12 protein-coding genes are annotated in these 15491 nt (G+C 61.0%); 9 read left to right on the top strand and 3 right to left on the bottom strand.

What is annotated here, in order from left to right:
- The first annotated feature begins 104 nt into the window (after positions 1 to 104).
- From KHP07_RS05255 to dhaL, 5 genes are read left to right on the top strand one after another with little or no spacing between them, the layout of a single operon-like run.
- The gene (locus KHP07_RS05255; RefSeq protein WP_214496721.1) at positions 105 to 1592 is read left to right on the top strand and encodes a sugar ABC transporter ATP-binding protein; all 1488 of its coding nucleotides are present in this window, start codon (positions 105 to 107) and stop codon (positions 1590 to 1592) included.
- Complete coding sequence (locus tag KHP07_RS05250; RefSeq protein ID WP_214496720.1) at positions 1589 to 2566, top strand: ABC transporter permease; 978 nt, start codon at positions 1589 to 1591, stop codon at positions 2564 to 2566. Before KHP07_RS05255 ends, KHP07_RS05250 begins: the two co-directional genes overlap by 4 nt.
- A gap of 14 nt (positions 2567 to 2580) precedes the next feature.
- Positions 2581 to 3339: an SDR family oxidoreductase gene (locus tag KHP07_RS05245; RefSeq protein ID WP_214496719.1), complete on the top strand. Its 759-nt coding sequence runs from the start codon at positions 2581 to 2583 to the stop codon at positions 3337 to 3339.
- A gap of 36 nt (positions 3340 to 3375) precedes the next feature.
- A complete protein-coding gene (locus KHP07_RS05240; RefSeq protein ID WP_078049111.1) occupies positions 3376 to 4377 on the top strand; it encodes a dihydroxyacetone kinase subunit DhaK in 1002 nt (333 codons plus the stop codon).
- Positions 4378 to 4380: 3 nt separating this feature from the next.
- Positions 4381 to 5028, top strand: a complete 648-nt coding sequence (dhaL, locus tag KHP07_RS05235) for a dihydroxyacetone kinase subunit DhaL (protein ID WP_078049112.1) — start codon at positions 4381 to 4383, stop codon at positions 5026 to 5028.
- A gap of 124 nt (positions 5029 to 5152) precedes the next feature.
- On the opposite strand, the gene KHP07_RS05230 is transcribed toward dhaL, so the two are convergent.
- Together KHP07_RS05230 and KHP07_RS05225 are read right to left on the bottom strand one after the other, a co-directional pair.
- Entirely contained in the window at positions 5153 to 6130 is a 978-nt protein-coding gene (locus KHP07_RS05230; protein WP_078049113.1) for a sugar-binding transcriptional regulator, read from the bottom strand.
- Positions 6131 to 6218: 88 nt separating this feature from the next.
- A complete protein-coding gene (locus tag KHP07_RS05225) occupies positions 6219 to 7391 on the bottom strand; it encodes a XylR family transcriptional regulator (protein ID WP_099491886.1) in 1173 nt (390 codons plus the stop codon).
- A 138-nt stretch (positions 7392 to 7529) separates the two neighbouring features.
- Between KHP07_RS05225 and xylA the strand changes: the two genes are divergently transcribed.
- The 4 genes from xylA to KHP07_RS05205 all read left to right on the top strand — a co-directional run bounded on the left by xylA (position 7530) and on the right by KHP07_RS05205 (position 12753).
- Positions 7530 to 8846 (top strand): xylose isomerase, encoded by a 1317-nt coding sequence (gene xylA / locus KHP07_RS05220; RefSeq protein WP_214496718.1) that lies wholly within the window; start codon positions 7530 to 7532, stop codon positions 8844 to 8846.
- A 227-nt stretch (positions 8847 to 9073) separates the two neighbouring features.
- Positions 9074 to 10066, top strand: a complete 993-nt coding sequence (gene xylF, locus KHP07_RS05215; RefSeq protein ID WP_078049116.1) for a D-xylose ABC transporter substrate-binding protein — start codon at positions 9074 to 9076, stop codon at positions 10064 to 10066.
- Positions 10067 to 10071: 5 nt separating this feature from the next.
- A complete protein-coding gene (xylG, locus tag KHP07_RS05210; protein WP_214496717.1) occupies positions 10072 to 11616 on the top strand; it encodes a D-xylose ABC transporter ATP-binding protein in 1545 nt (514 codons plus the stop codon).
- The gene (locus tag KHP07_RS05205; protein WP_214496716.1) at positions 11617 to 12753 is read left to right on the top strand and encodes a sugar ABC transporter permease; all 1137 of its coding nucleotides are present in this window, start codon (positions 11617 to 11619) and stop codon (positions 12751 to 12753) included.
- Between the two features lie 25 nt (positions 12754 to 12778).
- On the opposite strand, the gene KHP07_RS05200 is transcribed toward KHP07_RS05205, so the two are convergent.
- On the bottom strand, positions 12779 to 15325 hold the full coding sequence (locus KHP07_RS05200) for a hypothetical protein (protein ID WP_214496715.1): 2547 nt from the start codon (positions 15323 to 15325) through the stop codon (positions 12779 to 12781).
- Between the last annotated feature and the right edge of the window lie 166 nt (positions 15326 to 15491).

Below are 15491 nucleotides of genomic sequence, written 5' to 3'. Positions count from 1 at the left end.
CAAAACCGGCCCAAGCAGTTTAAACATATGATCATTATCCGATCATATGATCAGGCTATTGGATAAAACGACCTAATAACAAAAATCAGCAAGAGGACACACCGATGGCCATGCCATTACTGCTCCAGGCTGAACACGTTTCCAAGGCCTACGCCGGGGTCCCTGCCCTGCGCGACGGGCGCCTCTCCCTGCGGGCCGGCAGCGTGCACGCCCTGTGCGGCGGCAACGGCGCGGGCAAATCGACTTTCCTCAGCATCTTGATGGGCATCACCCAGCGTGACGCCGGCAGCATCCTGCTCAACGGCCAGCCGGTGCAATTCGACCGCCCCAGCGCGGCACTGGCCGCCGGGGTGGCGATGATCACCCAGGAGCTGGAACCCATTCCCTACATGACCGTGGCCGAAAATATCTGGCTGGGCCGCGAGCCGCGCCGTGCCGGCTGTATCGTCGACAGCAAGGCACTGAACCGGCGCACCCGCGAGCTGCTGCAAAGCCTCGAATTCGACGTGGACGCCACCAGCCCGATGCACCGTCTGAGCGTGGCGCAGATCCAACTGGTGGAAATCGCCAAGGCCTTCAGCCATGACTGCCAGGTGATGATCATGGACGAACCCACCTCGGCCATCGGCGAGCGTGAAGCCGAGACCCTGTTCAAGGCCATCCGCCGCTTGACGGCACGGGGCGCCGGCATCATCTACGTGTCACACCGCCTCAGCGAGCTGGCGCAGATCGCCGATGACTACAGCATCTTTCGCGATGGCGCCTTTGTGGAGAGTGGGCGCATGGCCGATATCGACCGTGCCCACCTGGTGCGCGGCATCGTCGGCCAGGAACTGCAACGCATCGACCACAAGGTCGGTCGCGAATGCGCGGCCACTACTTGCCTGGACGTCAGCGGCCTGAGCCGCGAGGGCGAGTTCGAGGACATCAGCCTGCAATTGCGCCAGGGTGAAATCCTCGGGATCTATGGCCTGATGGGCTCGGGCCGCAGCGAATTCCTCAACTGCCTGTACGGCCTGACACTGCCGGACGCCGGCAGCGCCACTCTGCAAGGCCAGCCGTTGCCCACGGGCACCCCGGCGGCAACCATCCGCGCCGGCATGTCCCTGGTCACCGAAGACCGCAAGGACAGCGGCCTGGTGCTCAGTGGCAGTATCCTCGCGAACATCGCACTCTCGGCCTACAAGCAACTGTCGAGCTGGTCGGTGATCAATGCGCGCAAGGAACAGGCGCTGGCACACAGCATGGTCAAGCGCCTGCAGATCAAGGTTTCGTCCCTGGACCTGCCGGTGGAGTCGATGAGCGGTGGCAACCAGCAGAAGGTGGTGCTCGCCAAATGCCTGTCGACCCAACCGATCTGCCTGTTGTGCGATGAGCCCACGCGCGGCATCGACGAAGGCGCCAAGCAGGAGATCTATCACCTGCTGGACGAGTTTGTGCGCGCCGGTGGCGCGGCCATCGTGGTGTCGTCCGAAGCGCCGGAGCTGTTGCACCTGAGTGATCGCATCGCCGTGTTCAAGGGGGGCCGCCTGGTCACCGTCAGCAGCGACACCGCCCTTTCCCAGGAAGCCTTGTTGAGTCTTGCCTCATGAACAGTAAAGTCCTTGCCGCCCCCGTTACCGCCGCACCGCGCAACCGCCTGCGCCTGTCCCTCGACCGTTTCGGCCTGCCGCTGGTGTTTATCCTGCTGTGCCTGGTAATGGCTTTTTCCAGCGAATACTTCATGACCTGGCGCAACTGGATGGACATCCTGCGCCAGACCTCCATCAATGGCATCCTCGCGGTGGGCATGACCTACGTGATCCTCACCAAGGGCATCGACCTGTCGGTGGGTTCGATCCTGGCGTTCGCCGGCTTGTGCAGCGCGTTGGTCGCGACCCAGGGCTATGGCCTGCTGGCAGCGGTGAGTGCGGGGATGTTCGCCGGGGCCATGCTCGGGGTGGTCAATGGCTTCATGGTTGCCAACCTGAGCATCCCGCCCTTTGTCGCCACCCTTGGCATGCTCAGCGTGGCGCGGGGCATGACCTTTATCCTCAACGACGGCAGCCCGGTCACCGACCTGCCGGACAGCTTCCTGGCCATGGGCATTGGCAAGCTCGGCCCCATCGGCGTGCCGATCATTATCTTTGTGGTGGTCGCGCTGATCTTCTGGATGGTGCTGCGCTACACCACCTACGGCCGCTACGTGTACGCCGTGGGCGGCAATGAAAAGAGCGCGCGCACCTCGGGCATCGGCGTGCGTAAGGTGACGTTCTCGGTGTACGTGATTTCCGGCCTGCTGGCGGGTCTGGCGGGCGTGGTGCTGGCGGCGCGGACAACCTCGGCCCTGCCCCAGGCAGGTGTGTCCTATGAGCTGGATGCAATTGCGGCGGTGGTGATTGGCGGCACCAGCCTGTCGGGCGGCACCGGCAGCATTGTCGGCACACTGTTTGGCGCGCTGCTGATCGGGGTGATCAACAACGGTTTGAACCTGCTCGGGGTGTCCTCGTATTACCAACAAGTGGCCAAGGGGTTGATCATCGTGCTCGCGGTGCTGATCGATGTCTGGCGCAAGAAAAAACGCTAAGTGGAGTGTGTGCAATGTCCAATTTCTGGAACCAGGCGTTCGACCTCACCGGCCGTTGCGCCGTGATCACCGGGGGCGCCGCCGGTATCGGCCTGGCCTGCGCCAATTTATTGGTGGAACGCGGCGCCAGGGTGGCCTTGCTGGACCGTGACCCTGCGGTAGTGGAAGTGGCCGCCAGCCTCGGCAGTGGCCACCTGGGCGTGGTGGCCGACCTGCGCCAGCTCGACTCGCTGCAGGCCGCCGTCGACCAAGCCGCCGCCGGCCTCGGGCGCATCGATTACCTGGTCAACAGCGCAGGGGTCGCCCTGCTCGACAAAGCCCTGGACGTCAGAGAAAACGCCTGGGACACCACCCTGGATATCAACCTCAAGGCCAGCTTCTTCGTGGCCCAGGCCTGCGCCCGGCATATGATCGAACACGGCGGCGGGCGCATCGTTAACCTCGCTTCCCAAGCTGCCGTCATCGGCCTTGATCGTCACGTTGCCTACTGTGCCAGCAAGGCCGCGGTGGTCGGTATGACCAAGGTGCTGGCCATGGAATGGGCGCCACACGGCATCAACGTCAACGCCGTCTCGCCGACCATCGTCGAAACCGCCCTGGGCAAGAAAGCCTGGGCCGGTGAACTGGGCGAACGGGCCAAATTGCAGATCCCGGTGGGGCGCTTTGCTCAGCCGGAAGAAATCGCCGGCTTGGTGCTCTACCTGGTCAGCGATGCGGCCAAGATGATCACTGGGGAAAACGTGGTGATCGACGGCGGCTACAGCATTCAGTAATCCGATTCCAGACGAATAAGAACAAGGAAACACCCTATGAATCGAGTCATCAACGATCCGGACCTGGTGGTCGAGGACATGCTCGCGGGCATACTCCTGGCGCACCCGGAACTGGTGCAATACGAGAGCAACCCACGGGTCATCCGCAAACGCACGCCTTCACCGGTCGGCCAGGTGGGCATTGTCACCGGCGGCGGCTCGGGCCATGAGCCGGCGTTTCTCGGCTATGTCGGCCCAGGGCTGGTGGATGCGGTCGCCGTCGGCGAGATATTTTCTTCGCCCACCGCCAAAAGCTTTTTCGATGCCTTCCGCGCCGCCGACCAGGGCGCGGGCGTGGCGTGCCTGTACGGCAACTACGCCGGCGACAACATGAACGTGAAGTTGGCGATGAAAATGGCCGCCAGCAAAGACATGACCATCCGTACGGTGGTCGCCAACGACGACGTGGCATCTGCCCCGCCGGCGGACATCGCCAAGCGGCGTGGCGTGGCCGGTGAGATCTTCATGTGGAAAATCGGTGGTGCCGCCGCTGCCCAGGGCTACGACCTCGACGGTGTGATCCGCGTGGCGCAAAAAGCCGTGGACCACTGCCGCTCCATTGGTGTCGGCCTCACGCCCTGCACCATCCCCGCCGTGGGCAAGCCGAACTTCCAGATTGCCGACGGGCTGATGGAACTGGGCATTGGCCACCACGGCGAACCCGGTATTGAAGTGGTGCCGGTGGAGTCTGCCGCCGCCATGGCCGAGCGCATGCTCGCGCCGATCCTGGCTGACCGCGACTTCACCCAGGACCAGAGCGTGGTGGTGCTGGTCTCGGGCCTGGGCGCCACGCCGGTGATGGAGCTGTATATCTTCTACGCCGAGGTCGAGCGTCAACTGCGCGCCAAGGGCCTGCGCATTCACCGCTGTTACGTGGGCAACTACTTCACGTCGCTGGAAATGATGGGCGTGACCCTGACACTGCTGGGCCTCGACGCCGAGTTGAGCAGCCTGATCGACCAACCCTGCCGCGCCATCGGCATGACACAGTCGGAGTGAAGCATGAGCGAGCATTTCCCCAGCAATACCGGTAGCGCCATCGTTACCAACCTGGTGTCGATCATCGTCGCCAACCGCGAATACCTCAGCGAAGTGGACGGCGCCATCGGCGACGGCGACCACGGCATCAACATGGCCAAGGGTTTCTCGCGCTGCGGCAAGACCCTGGAAGGGCGCGAACTGTCCCTGGCCGAGGCACTGGACGAATTGACCCTGGCGTTGATGGAAGGCATCGGCGGTTCCATGGGCCCGCTGTATGGCAGCCTGTTTATCGGCATGGCCGACGAAGTGCGCGGCCGCGACAACATCGATGCGGCGACCTTCGCCAAGCTGCTGCGCGGTGGCCTGACCTCGTTGCAGGACATCAGCGATGCCGGCGTTGGCGACAAATGCCTGATGGATACGCTGATCCCGGCCGTCGAGGCGTTTGAACAGGCCCAGGCCAGCGGCGCGTCGTTCCGTGACGCCTTGCGCCAGATGAAAAGCGCCGCCTCCCAGGGCCGCGACTCCACCCGTGACCTGGTGGCCAAGATCGGCCGCGCCAGCCGCCTGGGGGAACGGTCCCTGGGGGTACTGGATGCTGGCGCGGTGTCGTGCTGCCTGATCCTGACCGACCTCGCCGAATCGGTCGAGGCGCGGTTGGTCGCCTAGCTGTTGTGAGGGGCTTTCTGTGGTGAGCAGCTCACCACAGAAAGCCCGCTCACCACAACAATCCTGCTCACTGCAGCAAACCTACTCACTTCAGCAAGCCCCCTCACCCCCTACAAGATGTCACCTAGCGGCGCGTCGCGTCATCCAGGGCGAGGATCGTGTAGGCATTCGACACGGTCGTCGCCAGGGTGTTGATCACCCCGGAGCGCAATGCGCCGAGGGTGGCCGCCGCCTTGGTGTTCTCGCTGGCGATCGCCACCACGTCGGGAATGCGCACCAACTCCTGCACCGTCAAGCCGATCACGCGGCCCTGCAGGGTGTTGACCGCCGGCTGGCCGTGGATGTCGATAAAGTCGTAGCCCATCATGTCACCAACGGTGCCGGACACGCGGGCCTGGGCGATTTCCTGGGGTGAGAACCAGCCCATGCGCACCATGTTGCTGTTCTCGCTCATGTCACCGATGCCGATCAAGGCGATATCGGCGCGACGGGCGCGGTCGAGGGTGGAACGCACGGTGTCGTTGTTAATCAACACGCTGCGCAGTTCGGGGTTGGCGACCAGGGCCGGCGCGTAGAGGGTTTCGCTCTCGGCGCCGAAGCGCAGGGCCAGGCGCCGGCAGATATGGTCGGGGTTCATGTATTCGCCGGCCTTGAGCGAACCGCCGATGGCGCACACGAAGGTGCAGTTGCGCGTCACCGGCAGGAACACGTTCTCGGCCACTGCGCCCACGTTGCGACCCATGCCGACGGCAACGATCATGCCGTCGCTGAGGGTCTTGTTCAGGTAGTTGGCGACCAGGCTGGCCACGGCCGAGCGCTGGGTGTCGGGGTCGCCGTGGTCAACCGCGATCAATGCGCGGTCCAGTTGGAAACGCTCGACCAGCGCCTGCTCCAGCTCAGTGTTCAGGGCCGGATGCTGCAGCACCCGCACCTCCACCACCCCTTCATCACGGGCGCGCTTGAGCAAGCGGCTGACCTTGACCCGCGACAGGTCGAAGCGCTTGGCAATGGCTTCCTGGGTGATGTTGTCGAGGTAATAAAGCATGGCCACTTCAGTCATCAGGTCGATGTCGCTGGCGGCACGCTGGGCACTGTCGGTCATGGGAGCTTCCATTTACGCCACAAAAAACCATTCTCCCTAGTCTGTGCGGTGCAAGTCCAGCGGCGAATGGGCGATGCCTGCAAAGATTCTAGTGACTGTGCTGGTATTCCCGTGGCGTACAGCCGAACTCGCGACGGAACACCGTGTGCAGGTACTGCGCCGACTTGAAGCCGCACTGCCGTGCAATATCGGCAATTGCCAGTTGGTTGCCCTGCAGGCCCTTGGCGGCGCTGGCCAGTTTGAAACGCAGGATCTCGTCATGCACGCTGCACCCGCGCGCCTTGCGAAAGTGTGCCTCCAGCGAGGAACGCGACACTCCCACATACGCCGCCACCTGAGCTGTCTTGATGCCCTGGCACGCGTACTGGCGGATAAACAGCAGGGCCTGCATCACGTAAGGATTGCCCAAAGGTTGATGCAGGCTCGAGGCCTGCACGTTGATCGCGTCCGGCGGCACCAGGATCTGTTCCCCCCGGCAAGGCTTGCCGTGCAGCATCTGGTGCAACAGCGCGGCGGCGGTACGGCCCATGGTCTCGGTGCCCTGGATCACCGAACTCAACGGCACGCGTGTGAGCGTGCGGGTCAGCGGGTCGTTGTCGATGCCGATCAGCGCCACTTCCTCCGGCACCGCAATGCCGGCGGTCAGGCAGGCTTGCAGCAATTGCCGGGCGCGGGCGTCGGTGACCGCGATAATGCCAATCGGCTTGGGCAGGCTGTGCAGCCAGGCGATCTGCTGCTCCACTGCGCTGTCCCACAGCGGCGCGCTGGTGCCCAGGCCGCGATAGATCTGCACCGGCAAACCGTCGCGTTGCAGCAAGCGCTTGAAGGCTTTTTCGCGCTCCTGGGCCCAGCGGTTGGCCTGGGCCTGGGGCAGGCTGAAACAGGCAAACCGCGTCACACCGGCCTCGATCAAATGCTCATAGGCGAGTTTCATCAAGGCCGCGTTGTCAGTGGCCACGTAGGGGACGCCCTTGGGGTAGTCGCGCGCATCCTCGTAGGATCCCCCCACCGCCACCACCGGCACCTTGCTCCCGGCCAGCGCCTCGCCGATCAGCGGGTCGTCGAAGTCGGCAATGATCCCATCGCCCTGCCAACGCTCGATGCCTTTGAGGCGGCACAGGAAGTCTTCTTCAAGGAACAAGTCCCAGGACGCACGGGTGCTGCTCAGGTAATTGCCGATGCCGGCGATGATGCCGCGGTCATAGATTTTGCTGCCGTTGAACAGCAAGGCAATGCGGTGCACGGGCGGTAGGGTTTTCATTGTTGTTGTCCTTGTCCGGTCGCAACAGCCTAGACCCTGCCACTCAAAATCGCACCCTTCCTTGGTGATTTTCATAATCGCCAGGCCATTGGCCGTTGCTAGTATCGGGGCACCGCCAAGAACAATAAGGAAAACGCCATGCCGTACTTCCCCGGTGTCGAGAAGGTTCGCTTCGAAGGCCCCAGCAGCGACGCCCCCCTCGCCTTTCGCCATTACGACGCCAATAAAATCATCCTCGGCAAACCAATGCGCGAGCACCTGCGCATGGCCGCCTGTTATTGGCACACCTTTGTATGGCCAGGCGCGGATATGTTTGGCGTGGGCACGTTCAAGCGGCCGTGGCAGCGCAGTGGCAATCCGATGGAACTGGCGATCGGCAAGGCGGATGCAGCCTTCGAGTTTTTCTCCAAGCTGGGCATCGACTACTACAGCTTTCACGACACGGATGTCGCCCCCGAAGGCAGTTCGCTGAAGGAGTACCGCCACCACTTTGCGCAGATGGTCGATCACCTGGAGCATCATCAGGAACAGACCGGGATCAAGCTGCTGTGGGGCACGGCCAACTGCTTCAGCAACCCGCGCTTTGCCGCCGGCGCCGCCAGTAACCCGGACCCGGAAGTGTTTGCCTACGCCGCCGCCCAGGTGTTCAGTGCCATGAATGCAACGCTGCGACTCAAAGGCGCCAACTATGTGCTGTGGGGCGGGCGTGAAGGCTATGAAACCCTGCTCAATACCGACCTCAAGCGCGAGCGCGAACAACTCGGGCGCTTTATGCGCATGGTCGTGGAGCACAAGCACAAGATCGGCTTCAAGGGCGACTTGCTGATCGAGCCCAAGCCCCAGGAGCCGACCAAGCACCAATACGATTACGACAGCGCCACAGTGTTCGGCTTCCTGCATGAATACGGGCTGGAACAGGAGATCAAGGTCAATATCGAGGCCAACCACGCGACCCTGGCCGGGCACAGTTTTCATCACGAGATTGCCACCGCCGTGTCCCTGGGCATCTTCGGCAGTATCGACGCCAACCGGGGCGACCCGCAGAACGGCTGGGATACGGATCAGTTCCCCAACAGCGTCGAAGAGATGACCCTGGCCACCTATGAAATCCTCAAGGCTGGCGGTTTTAAGAACGGCGGCTATAACTTCGACTCCAAGGTGCGTCGCCAGAGCCTGGACGATGTGGACTTGTTCCACGGGCATGTGGCGGCCATGGATGTGCTGGCCCTGGCACTGGAACGCGCGGCGGCGATGGTCGAGAACGACCGGTTGCAGCAGTTCAAGGACCAACGCTATGCCGGCTGGCAGCAACCGTTGGGCCAGGCCGTGCTGGCGGGTGAGTTCAGCCTGGAATCACTGGCTGAGCATGCGTTTGCCCAGGAGCTGAACCCGCAGGCGGTGAGTGGGCGGCAGGAGATGCTTGAGGGTATTGTGAACCGCTTTATCTACCGCTAGCACTGTGGCGAGCGGGCTTGCTTGTGGGGTGTTGGCTTGTATGTGGTGAGCGGGCTTGCCCCGCGCTGGGGCGCGTCGCGGTCCCACTGCAGGCGATGTGTTTTTACCTGACACTCTGAGGTGCCTGGTTTTGGGGTTGCTTCGCAGCCCAGCGCGGGGCAAGCCCGCTCACCACAGATACAGTGTTTGTCTAGAGTCTTCCAACAACAATAAAAGGACGCACAATCATGAAACGTACACTCATCGCCACTGCCCTGGCCCTGCTCGCCCTGCCGGTGATGGCCGATTCGGCTCATCCGAAAATCGGCTTTTCCATCGACGACCTGCGCCTGGAACGCTGGTCCCGCGACCGCGATTACTTCGTGGCCGCAGCGGAAAAACTCGATGCCAAGGTCTTCGTGCAATCTGCCGATGCCAATGAGCAAAAGCAGATCTCGCAGATTGAAAACCTGATTTCCCGTGGCGTCGACGTGATCGTCATCGTGCCCTTCAACGCCACCGTGCTCACCAATGCCGTCGCCGAAGCCAAGAAGGCCGGGATCAAGGTGGTGTCGTATGACCGCCTGATCCTCAACGCCGATATCGACGCGTACATCTCCTTCGATAACGAAAAAGTCGGTGAGATGCAGGCCAGCGGTGTGCTGCAGGCGGCGCCCAAGGGCAACTACTTCCTGCTCGGCGGCGCGCCCACCGATAACAACGCCAAGGTGCTGCGCGAAGGCCAGATGAAGGTGCTGCAACCGGCCATCGACAAGGGCGATATCAAAGTGGTCGGCCAGCAGTGGGTCAAGGAGTGGAACCCGACCGAAGCCCTGAGCATCGTCGAGAATGCCCTGACCCGCAATAACAACAAAATCGACGCCATCGTCGCCTCCAACGACGCCACCGCCGGCGGTGCGATCCAGGCCCTGGCCGCGCAGAAGCTGGCGGGCAAGGTGCCGATTTCCGGCCAGGACGCCGACCTCGCGGCCATCAAGCGTGTGATCGACGGCACCCAGACCATGACCGTGTACAAGCCGCTCAAGCTGATCGCTTCGGAGGCGGCCAAGCTCTCGGTACAACTGGCACGCAATGAAAAACCCACCTACAGCTCGCAATACGACAACGGCAGCAAGAAGGTCGACACCATCCTGCTGACGCCGACACCGTTGACCAAGGCCAATATCGACGTGCTGGAGAAAGACGGGTTCTATACCAAAGAGCAGATTGCCGGGCAGTGACCGCCATGGCCGACTACCTGCTGCAAATGAACGGCATCGTCAAAACCTTTGGCGGAGTCAACGCGCTGGACGGTATCGACATCAAGGTGCGGCCGGGGGAATGCGTCGGCCTGTGCGGCGAGAACGGTGCCGGTAAATCCACCTTGATGAAGGTGCTGTCGGCGGTCTACCCGTACGGCACCTGGGACGGTGAAATTCTCTGGGACGGGCAGCCGCTCAAGGCCCAGTCCATCCGGGACACCGAAGCGGCCGGCATCGTCATCATCCACCAGGAACTGACCCTGGTGCCCGACCTGTCGGTGGCCGAGAACATCTTCATGGGCCACGAACTGACCTTGCCGGGTGGGCGCATGAACTACCCGGCAATGATCCACCGTGCCGAAGCCTTGATGCGCGAGCTCAAGGTGCCCGACATGAACGTGGCGCTGCCGGTGTCGCAGTATGGCGGCGGCTACCAGCAACTGGTGGAAATCGCCAAGGCCCTGAATAAACAGGCGCGCCTGCTGATTCTCGACGAGCCCTCCTCGGCCCTGACCCGCGCGGAAATCGAGGTGCTGCTCGACATCATCAAAAGCCTCAAGGCCAAGGGTGTGGCCTGCGTGTACATCTCCCATAAGCTCGATGAAGTCGCAGCCGTGTGCGACACCATTGCGGTGATCCGCGATGGCAAGCACATCGCGACCACCGCCATGGCCGACATGGACATCGCGCAGATCATCACCCAGATGGTCGGCCGCGAGATGAGCAACCTCTACCCCACCGAACCACATGCGGTGGGCGAGGTGATCTTCGAAGCGCGCAACGTCACCTGCTACGACGTCGACAACCCCAAGCGCAAACGCGTGGACGATGTGTCCTTTGTGCTCAAGCGCGGGGAAATCCTCGGCATTGCCGGGCTGGTCGGCGCCGGGCGCACAGAACTGGTGTCGGCGCTGTTCGGCGCCTACCCCGGCCGCTACCACGGTGAAGTGTGGCTCGATGGCCAGGTGATCGACACGCGCACACCGCTCAAAGCCATCCGCGCCGGGCTGTGCATGGTGCCCGAAGACCGCAAGCGCCAAGGCATCATCCCGGACCTGGGCGTGGGCCAGAACATCACCCTGGCGGTACTCGACACCTATGCGCACCTGACCCGCATCGATGCCGAAGCGGAGCTGGGCAGCATCGACCAGCAGATCGCGCGCATGCACCTCAAGACCGCCAGCCCGTTCCTGCCGATCACCAGCCTGTCCGGTGGCAACCAACAAAAGGCCGTGCTGGCGAAAATGCTGATGACCAAGCCCAAGGTACTGATCCTCGACGAACCCACGCGCGGGGTGGACGTGGGCGCCAAGTATGAGATCTACAAACTGATGGGCGCCCTGGCGGCCAAAGGGGTGTCGATCATCATGGTCTCGTCGGAGCTGGCCGAAGTGCTCGGCGTGTCGAACCGCGTGCTGGTGATCGGCGACGGCCAGTTGCGCGGGGACTTTATCAACGAGGGGCTCACCCAGGAACAGGTGCTCGCCGCTGCGCTCAGTCATAACAATAACGATCGGAAGACCGCGTAGATGAATCAGGTCAAACACCTTTTTACCCGCTACAAAATGCTCGCCCTGGTCATCGCGGTGGCGGTGATCTGGCTGTTTTTCAGCTGGCAGACCGAGGGTGGGTTCCTTACCCCGCGCAACCTGTCCAACCTGCTGCGGCAGATGTCGATCACCGGGATCCTGGCGTGCGGCATGGTGCTGGTGATCATCAGCGGCGAGATTGATTTGTCGGTGGGGTCATTGCTCGGCCTGCTCGGCGGGCTGGCGGCGATTCTGGATGTGGTTTACCACGTGCCGCTGCTGGCCAACCTGAGCCTGGTCGCTTTATGCGGCTTAATGATTGGATTGGCCAACGGCTATATGACCGCCTACCTGCGCATCCCGTCGTTTATCGTCGGGCTGGGTGGGATGCTGGCGTTTCGCGGGATTCTGCTGGGAATCACCGGTGGCACCACCATTGCGCCGGTGTCGCCTTCATTGGTGTATGTCGGCCAGGGGTATTTGCCGCATGCGGTCGGTATCGGCCTCGGTGTTTTGCTGTTTGCCCTGACGCTGTTCCTGACCTGGAAACAACGCCGCAACCGCGCACTGCATGGCCTGGCTGCGCATTCATTGGTGCGTGATGTGCTGCGCGTGGTGCTGATCGGCGCCGTGCTGGCCGGGTTCGTCACCACCCTCAACAGCTATGACGGCATCCCCGTGCCGGTGCTGCTGTTGCTGGTGCTGCTCGGCGTGTTCAGCTACGTCACCAGCCAGACCGTGTTCGGCCGCCGCGTATACGCGGTGGGCAGCAACATGGAAGCCACGCGCCTGTCTGGCATCAACGTACAGGCGGTGAAACTGTGGATCTTCGGCATCATGGGCGTCATGTGCGCCCTCGCCGGGCTGGTCAACACCGCGCGCCTTGCCGCCGGTTCCCCTTCGGCGGGGAACATGGGCGAGCTGGATGCCATTGCGGCCTGCTTTATCGGCGGGACGTCGATGCGTGGCGGTTCGGGCACGGTGTATGGCGCGTTGCTCGGGGCGTTGGTGATTACCAGCCTGGACAACGGCATGTCGATGCTGGATGTGGACAGCTATTGGCAGATGATTGTGAAGGGCAGCATTTTGGTGTTGGCGGTTTGGGTCGACGTCAGTACACGCGCCGGGCGGCGATGATACTCACGGCGGTGCGGCCGTGGGCTCAATAAATCGGAGCCCCGTCATAAATAGTGTAAAGATGGTCGGGCACTTCAGAAGGCCTGGAGAGATAGACGAACAGCTTGCCATTGTGTTCTTCGTACGCAAGTACTTTCATACTTTCTCCAGGCCCCACAGCGACATGATCCATCAAGTATCCGGTTGATAGGTTTTTCTTGGGTATTGACTCATCGAATACAAACACCACAGGTTGGACTTTATCACTTCGGCCCTTGACGGCATTCTTTGCCCATCTTTCCCATTCTCCGGCGTTACCCACAGTTGCCGAAGCTGACTGTACACCGGCATCTTGAAAAACCTTTCCAACGCCTTTTTTAATTCTTTCTGCGCCGTCACGTGTGACAAAGGCGCTGCGATAGGCCTTACCCTCATAAGCATTCAGTTGGTTGAACTCTTCAAGAAACGCTTCCAGATCAGGCGACGTGTCGCCGGAACGCAGAGGCCCGTTAACAAAATCGGAGCCTGCCTCAATATAGGTTTCGACACCCGCGAAATCCTCCGCATTACTGCCCTGTATCAGTGAACCCAGCACACGTTCAACCCGTTGCATTTCCTCTTTCGTGACGGCCTCCACGTTATCGCGCTGCGCAATGACCGCCTCCAACTCCGCGCGTGCCCGCCTATATTTAGGTGAGAAAAATTCGGATATTTTCCCGCCCCCTACCACACCCATTTTTTGCCACACGCCCGCGGCATCAGGCTTGGCAACAATACCGCTACTCACCAGTTTCTCAGGATCATGCGGATCTTTTACATATAACCGGTAATGCATTGAGTCACCCGCGTCGGGGTGTTCAGCGGCGTAGTACACCTTCCCCCTGAATTCCACCTCGCGCAGGCCTGTCAAAGATGAAGGTAGTTTGAAAGCAGGCGTCGTCTCAGGCGCATTTTCCAACGAAACAGCTACCTCATCCGTTGTGACCTGATACTTCGGCTCCCGCACTAATTCAAAACCGTCAGCGGGCGAACTGTATCGCCATCCAAACTGTTCGCGGGTGGAGGAATCAAAAGTCAACAGGGGTTCACCCGCTTCCAGCACCCCGTCGCCAGGCAATAATTCGTGCGCAAGTTGCAGCCCTGATATAACCACTGCCGCATTACCGCCAACGCGATCACTGGCGGTCATTCCATCGATGGAATCGTGAATCCCGAAAACAATAGTGCCGATGTTGCCGACGATGGGTACGTAGCCAAAGGTGCTCCCCCAGAGGTCTTTTGCTGCCTTCCAGTTTTGCTGCGCGGAGCCGAACACCTCGGTTTGATCGGACCAAACCGCGTTGTCGGCATTCGCCTTTTGGTACTTGGCAGCAATACCGGAATCCAGGCGACCATAGATCAGTTGGTAAGCACTGCTGCGCGCGCTGGTGTAGTTGAATGTCTCCCACACCGGCACCGCTTTGTCTTTGAACACGCTGGAGTACCCAGGGTAACTGGCGTGATTACCGGCAATCACGTTATCGAGCACATCCCCTGCCTTTGGCCAATGGGCATCCAGGCCGCCTTGCCTGTCGCGGGCATTGAAGCTGCGCAACAAATTGTCCCTGTTGTTTTTAGCCCAGTTGGCAAATGCCTCATCACCTTGTATCTCACTCACCCTGCCGTTCTTCAAATCGATCATCAACCCCTTGTTTGGGCGATGCTCATAATTGCCGTCATAGGCGGTGTAAGGAATAAATGCGTACCCCGTCAGTGGGTAGCCATAGAGGTTGGGAATAATCACTTGCCCATTGTGCGACAGTGTTCGCGTGACCGCCGCTTGACCATCGGCGCTTAAGGTCTTGAACGTATTCTTATTGTTCTTCAAGCTTTGCAAGGTGCCTCTAACAACGTAGGCGTCCGCTTTGCCCGAGCGCTCTGCCAGCACTCCGGACGCGTCGCGCATGGGTGGCGCTATTGCATTGTCCCAGTGTTTCTCGAGGTGCGTACCCACGGACTCCAGGTCGGCGACCTTGCTCCGGTCTTGCGGCTCGATCTCCATGAACTGGAAATTGAGCGGGCCGCCTCTCTGGACTTTGTCGTGCGCCAGTGCGCCGGCCGCGATTTCCCAGGCGAAGTAAGTACGCGTGTCGGTGCGGGTCAAATGCTCAGGTTTTCCGACCCCGGTGTACGAGGTGAACTTGAGCGTGAATTTCTCATGCGGATCGTAACCGGCAGCCAGCAGTCCACCACTGAAGTAACCCGCTGGCTCCAGGAACTGGCGAACCTGCTGGAAGCGTATGTTTCTTTCGCCTTCACTGCCCACTTCAATATTGCTGGCATGCGTAACGACACGACTCGCATAGGCATTGATACGTTGTATCTGCTCTGGCAACGGATCGCGTGCAGTCGGTGGCGATACCGCATCGGATCCAAAAATCAGGGTGTTATGAAAAGAATCGGAACCCGCTGGTACGGATGTCGACGGGGCACGAGAAAAAGTAACACCCGCATAGGTCAGCGTCAGTCCATCCTCGACGAAACCCATGTCGTCATTCAAATAGGAGTAGTCGGCTGCGAGGATAGGCGACGAAGAGTACGTATTTACACTCATGAAAGGACGACCTTTAAATATTCTCGTAATTTTCCCTACGCCGTTGAAAGCATGATTCTTACGCTTTTTGAGAAGGGCACACATGGCAGGATATCTTCGTACATAGACCGCACGACGATACCGATACCAGCAGGCCAATAAGTCGCTCCTGAAAGTCAAAGGGTTC

Origin of the sequence: Pseudomonas sp. VS40, assembly GCF_018587885.1 — a bacterium.
GTDB lineage: Bacteria > Pseudomonadota > Gammaproteobacteria > Pseudomonadales > Pseudomonadaceae > Aquipseudomonas > Aquipseudomonas pergaminensis.
Note: the sequence above shows the minus strand (reverse complement) of the source record. Positions and strands in the feature narration are given on the sequence as shown.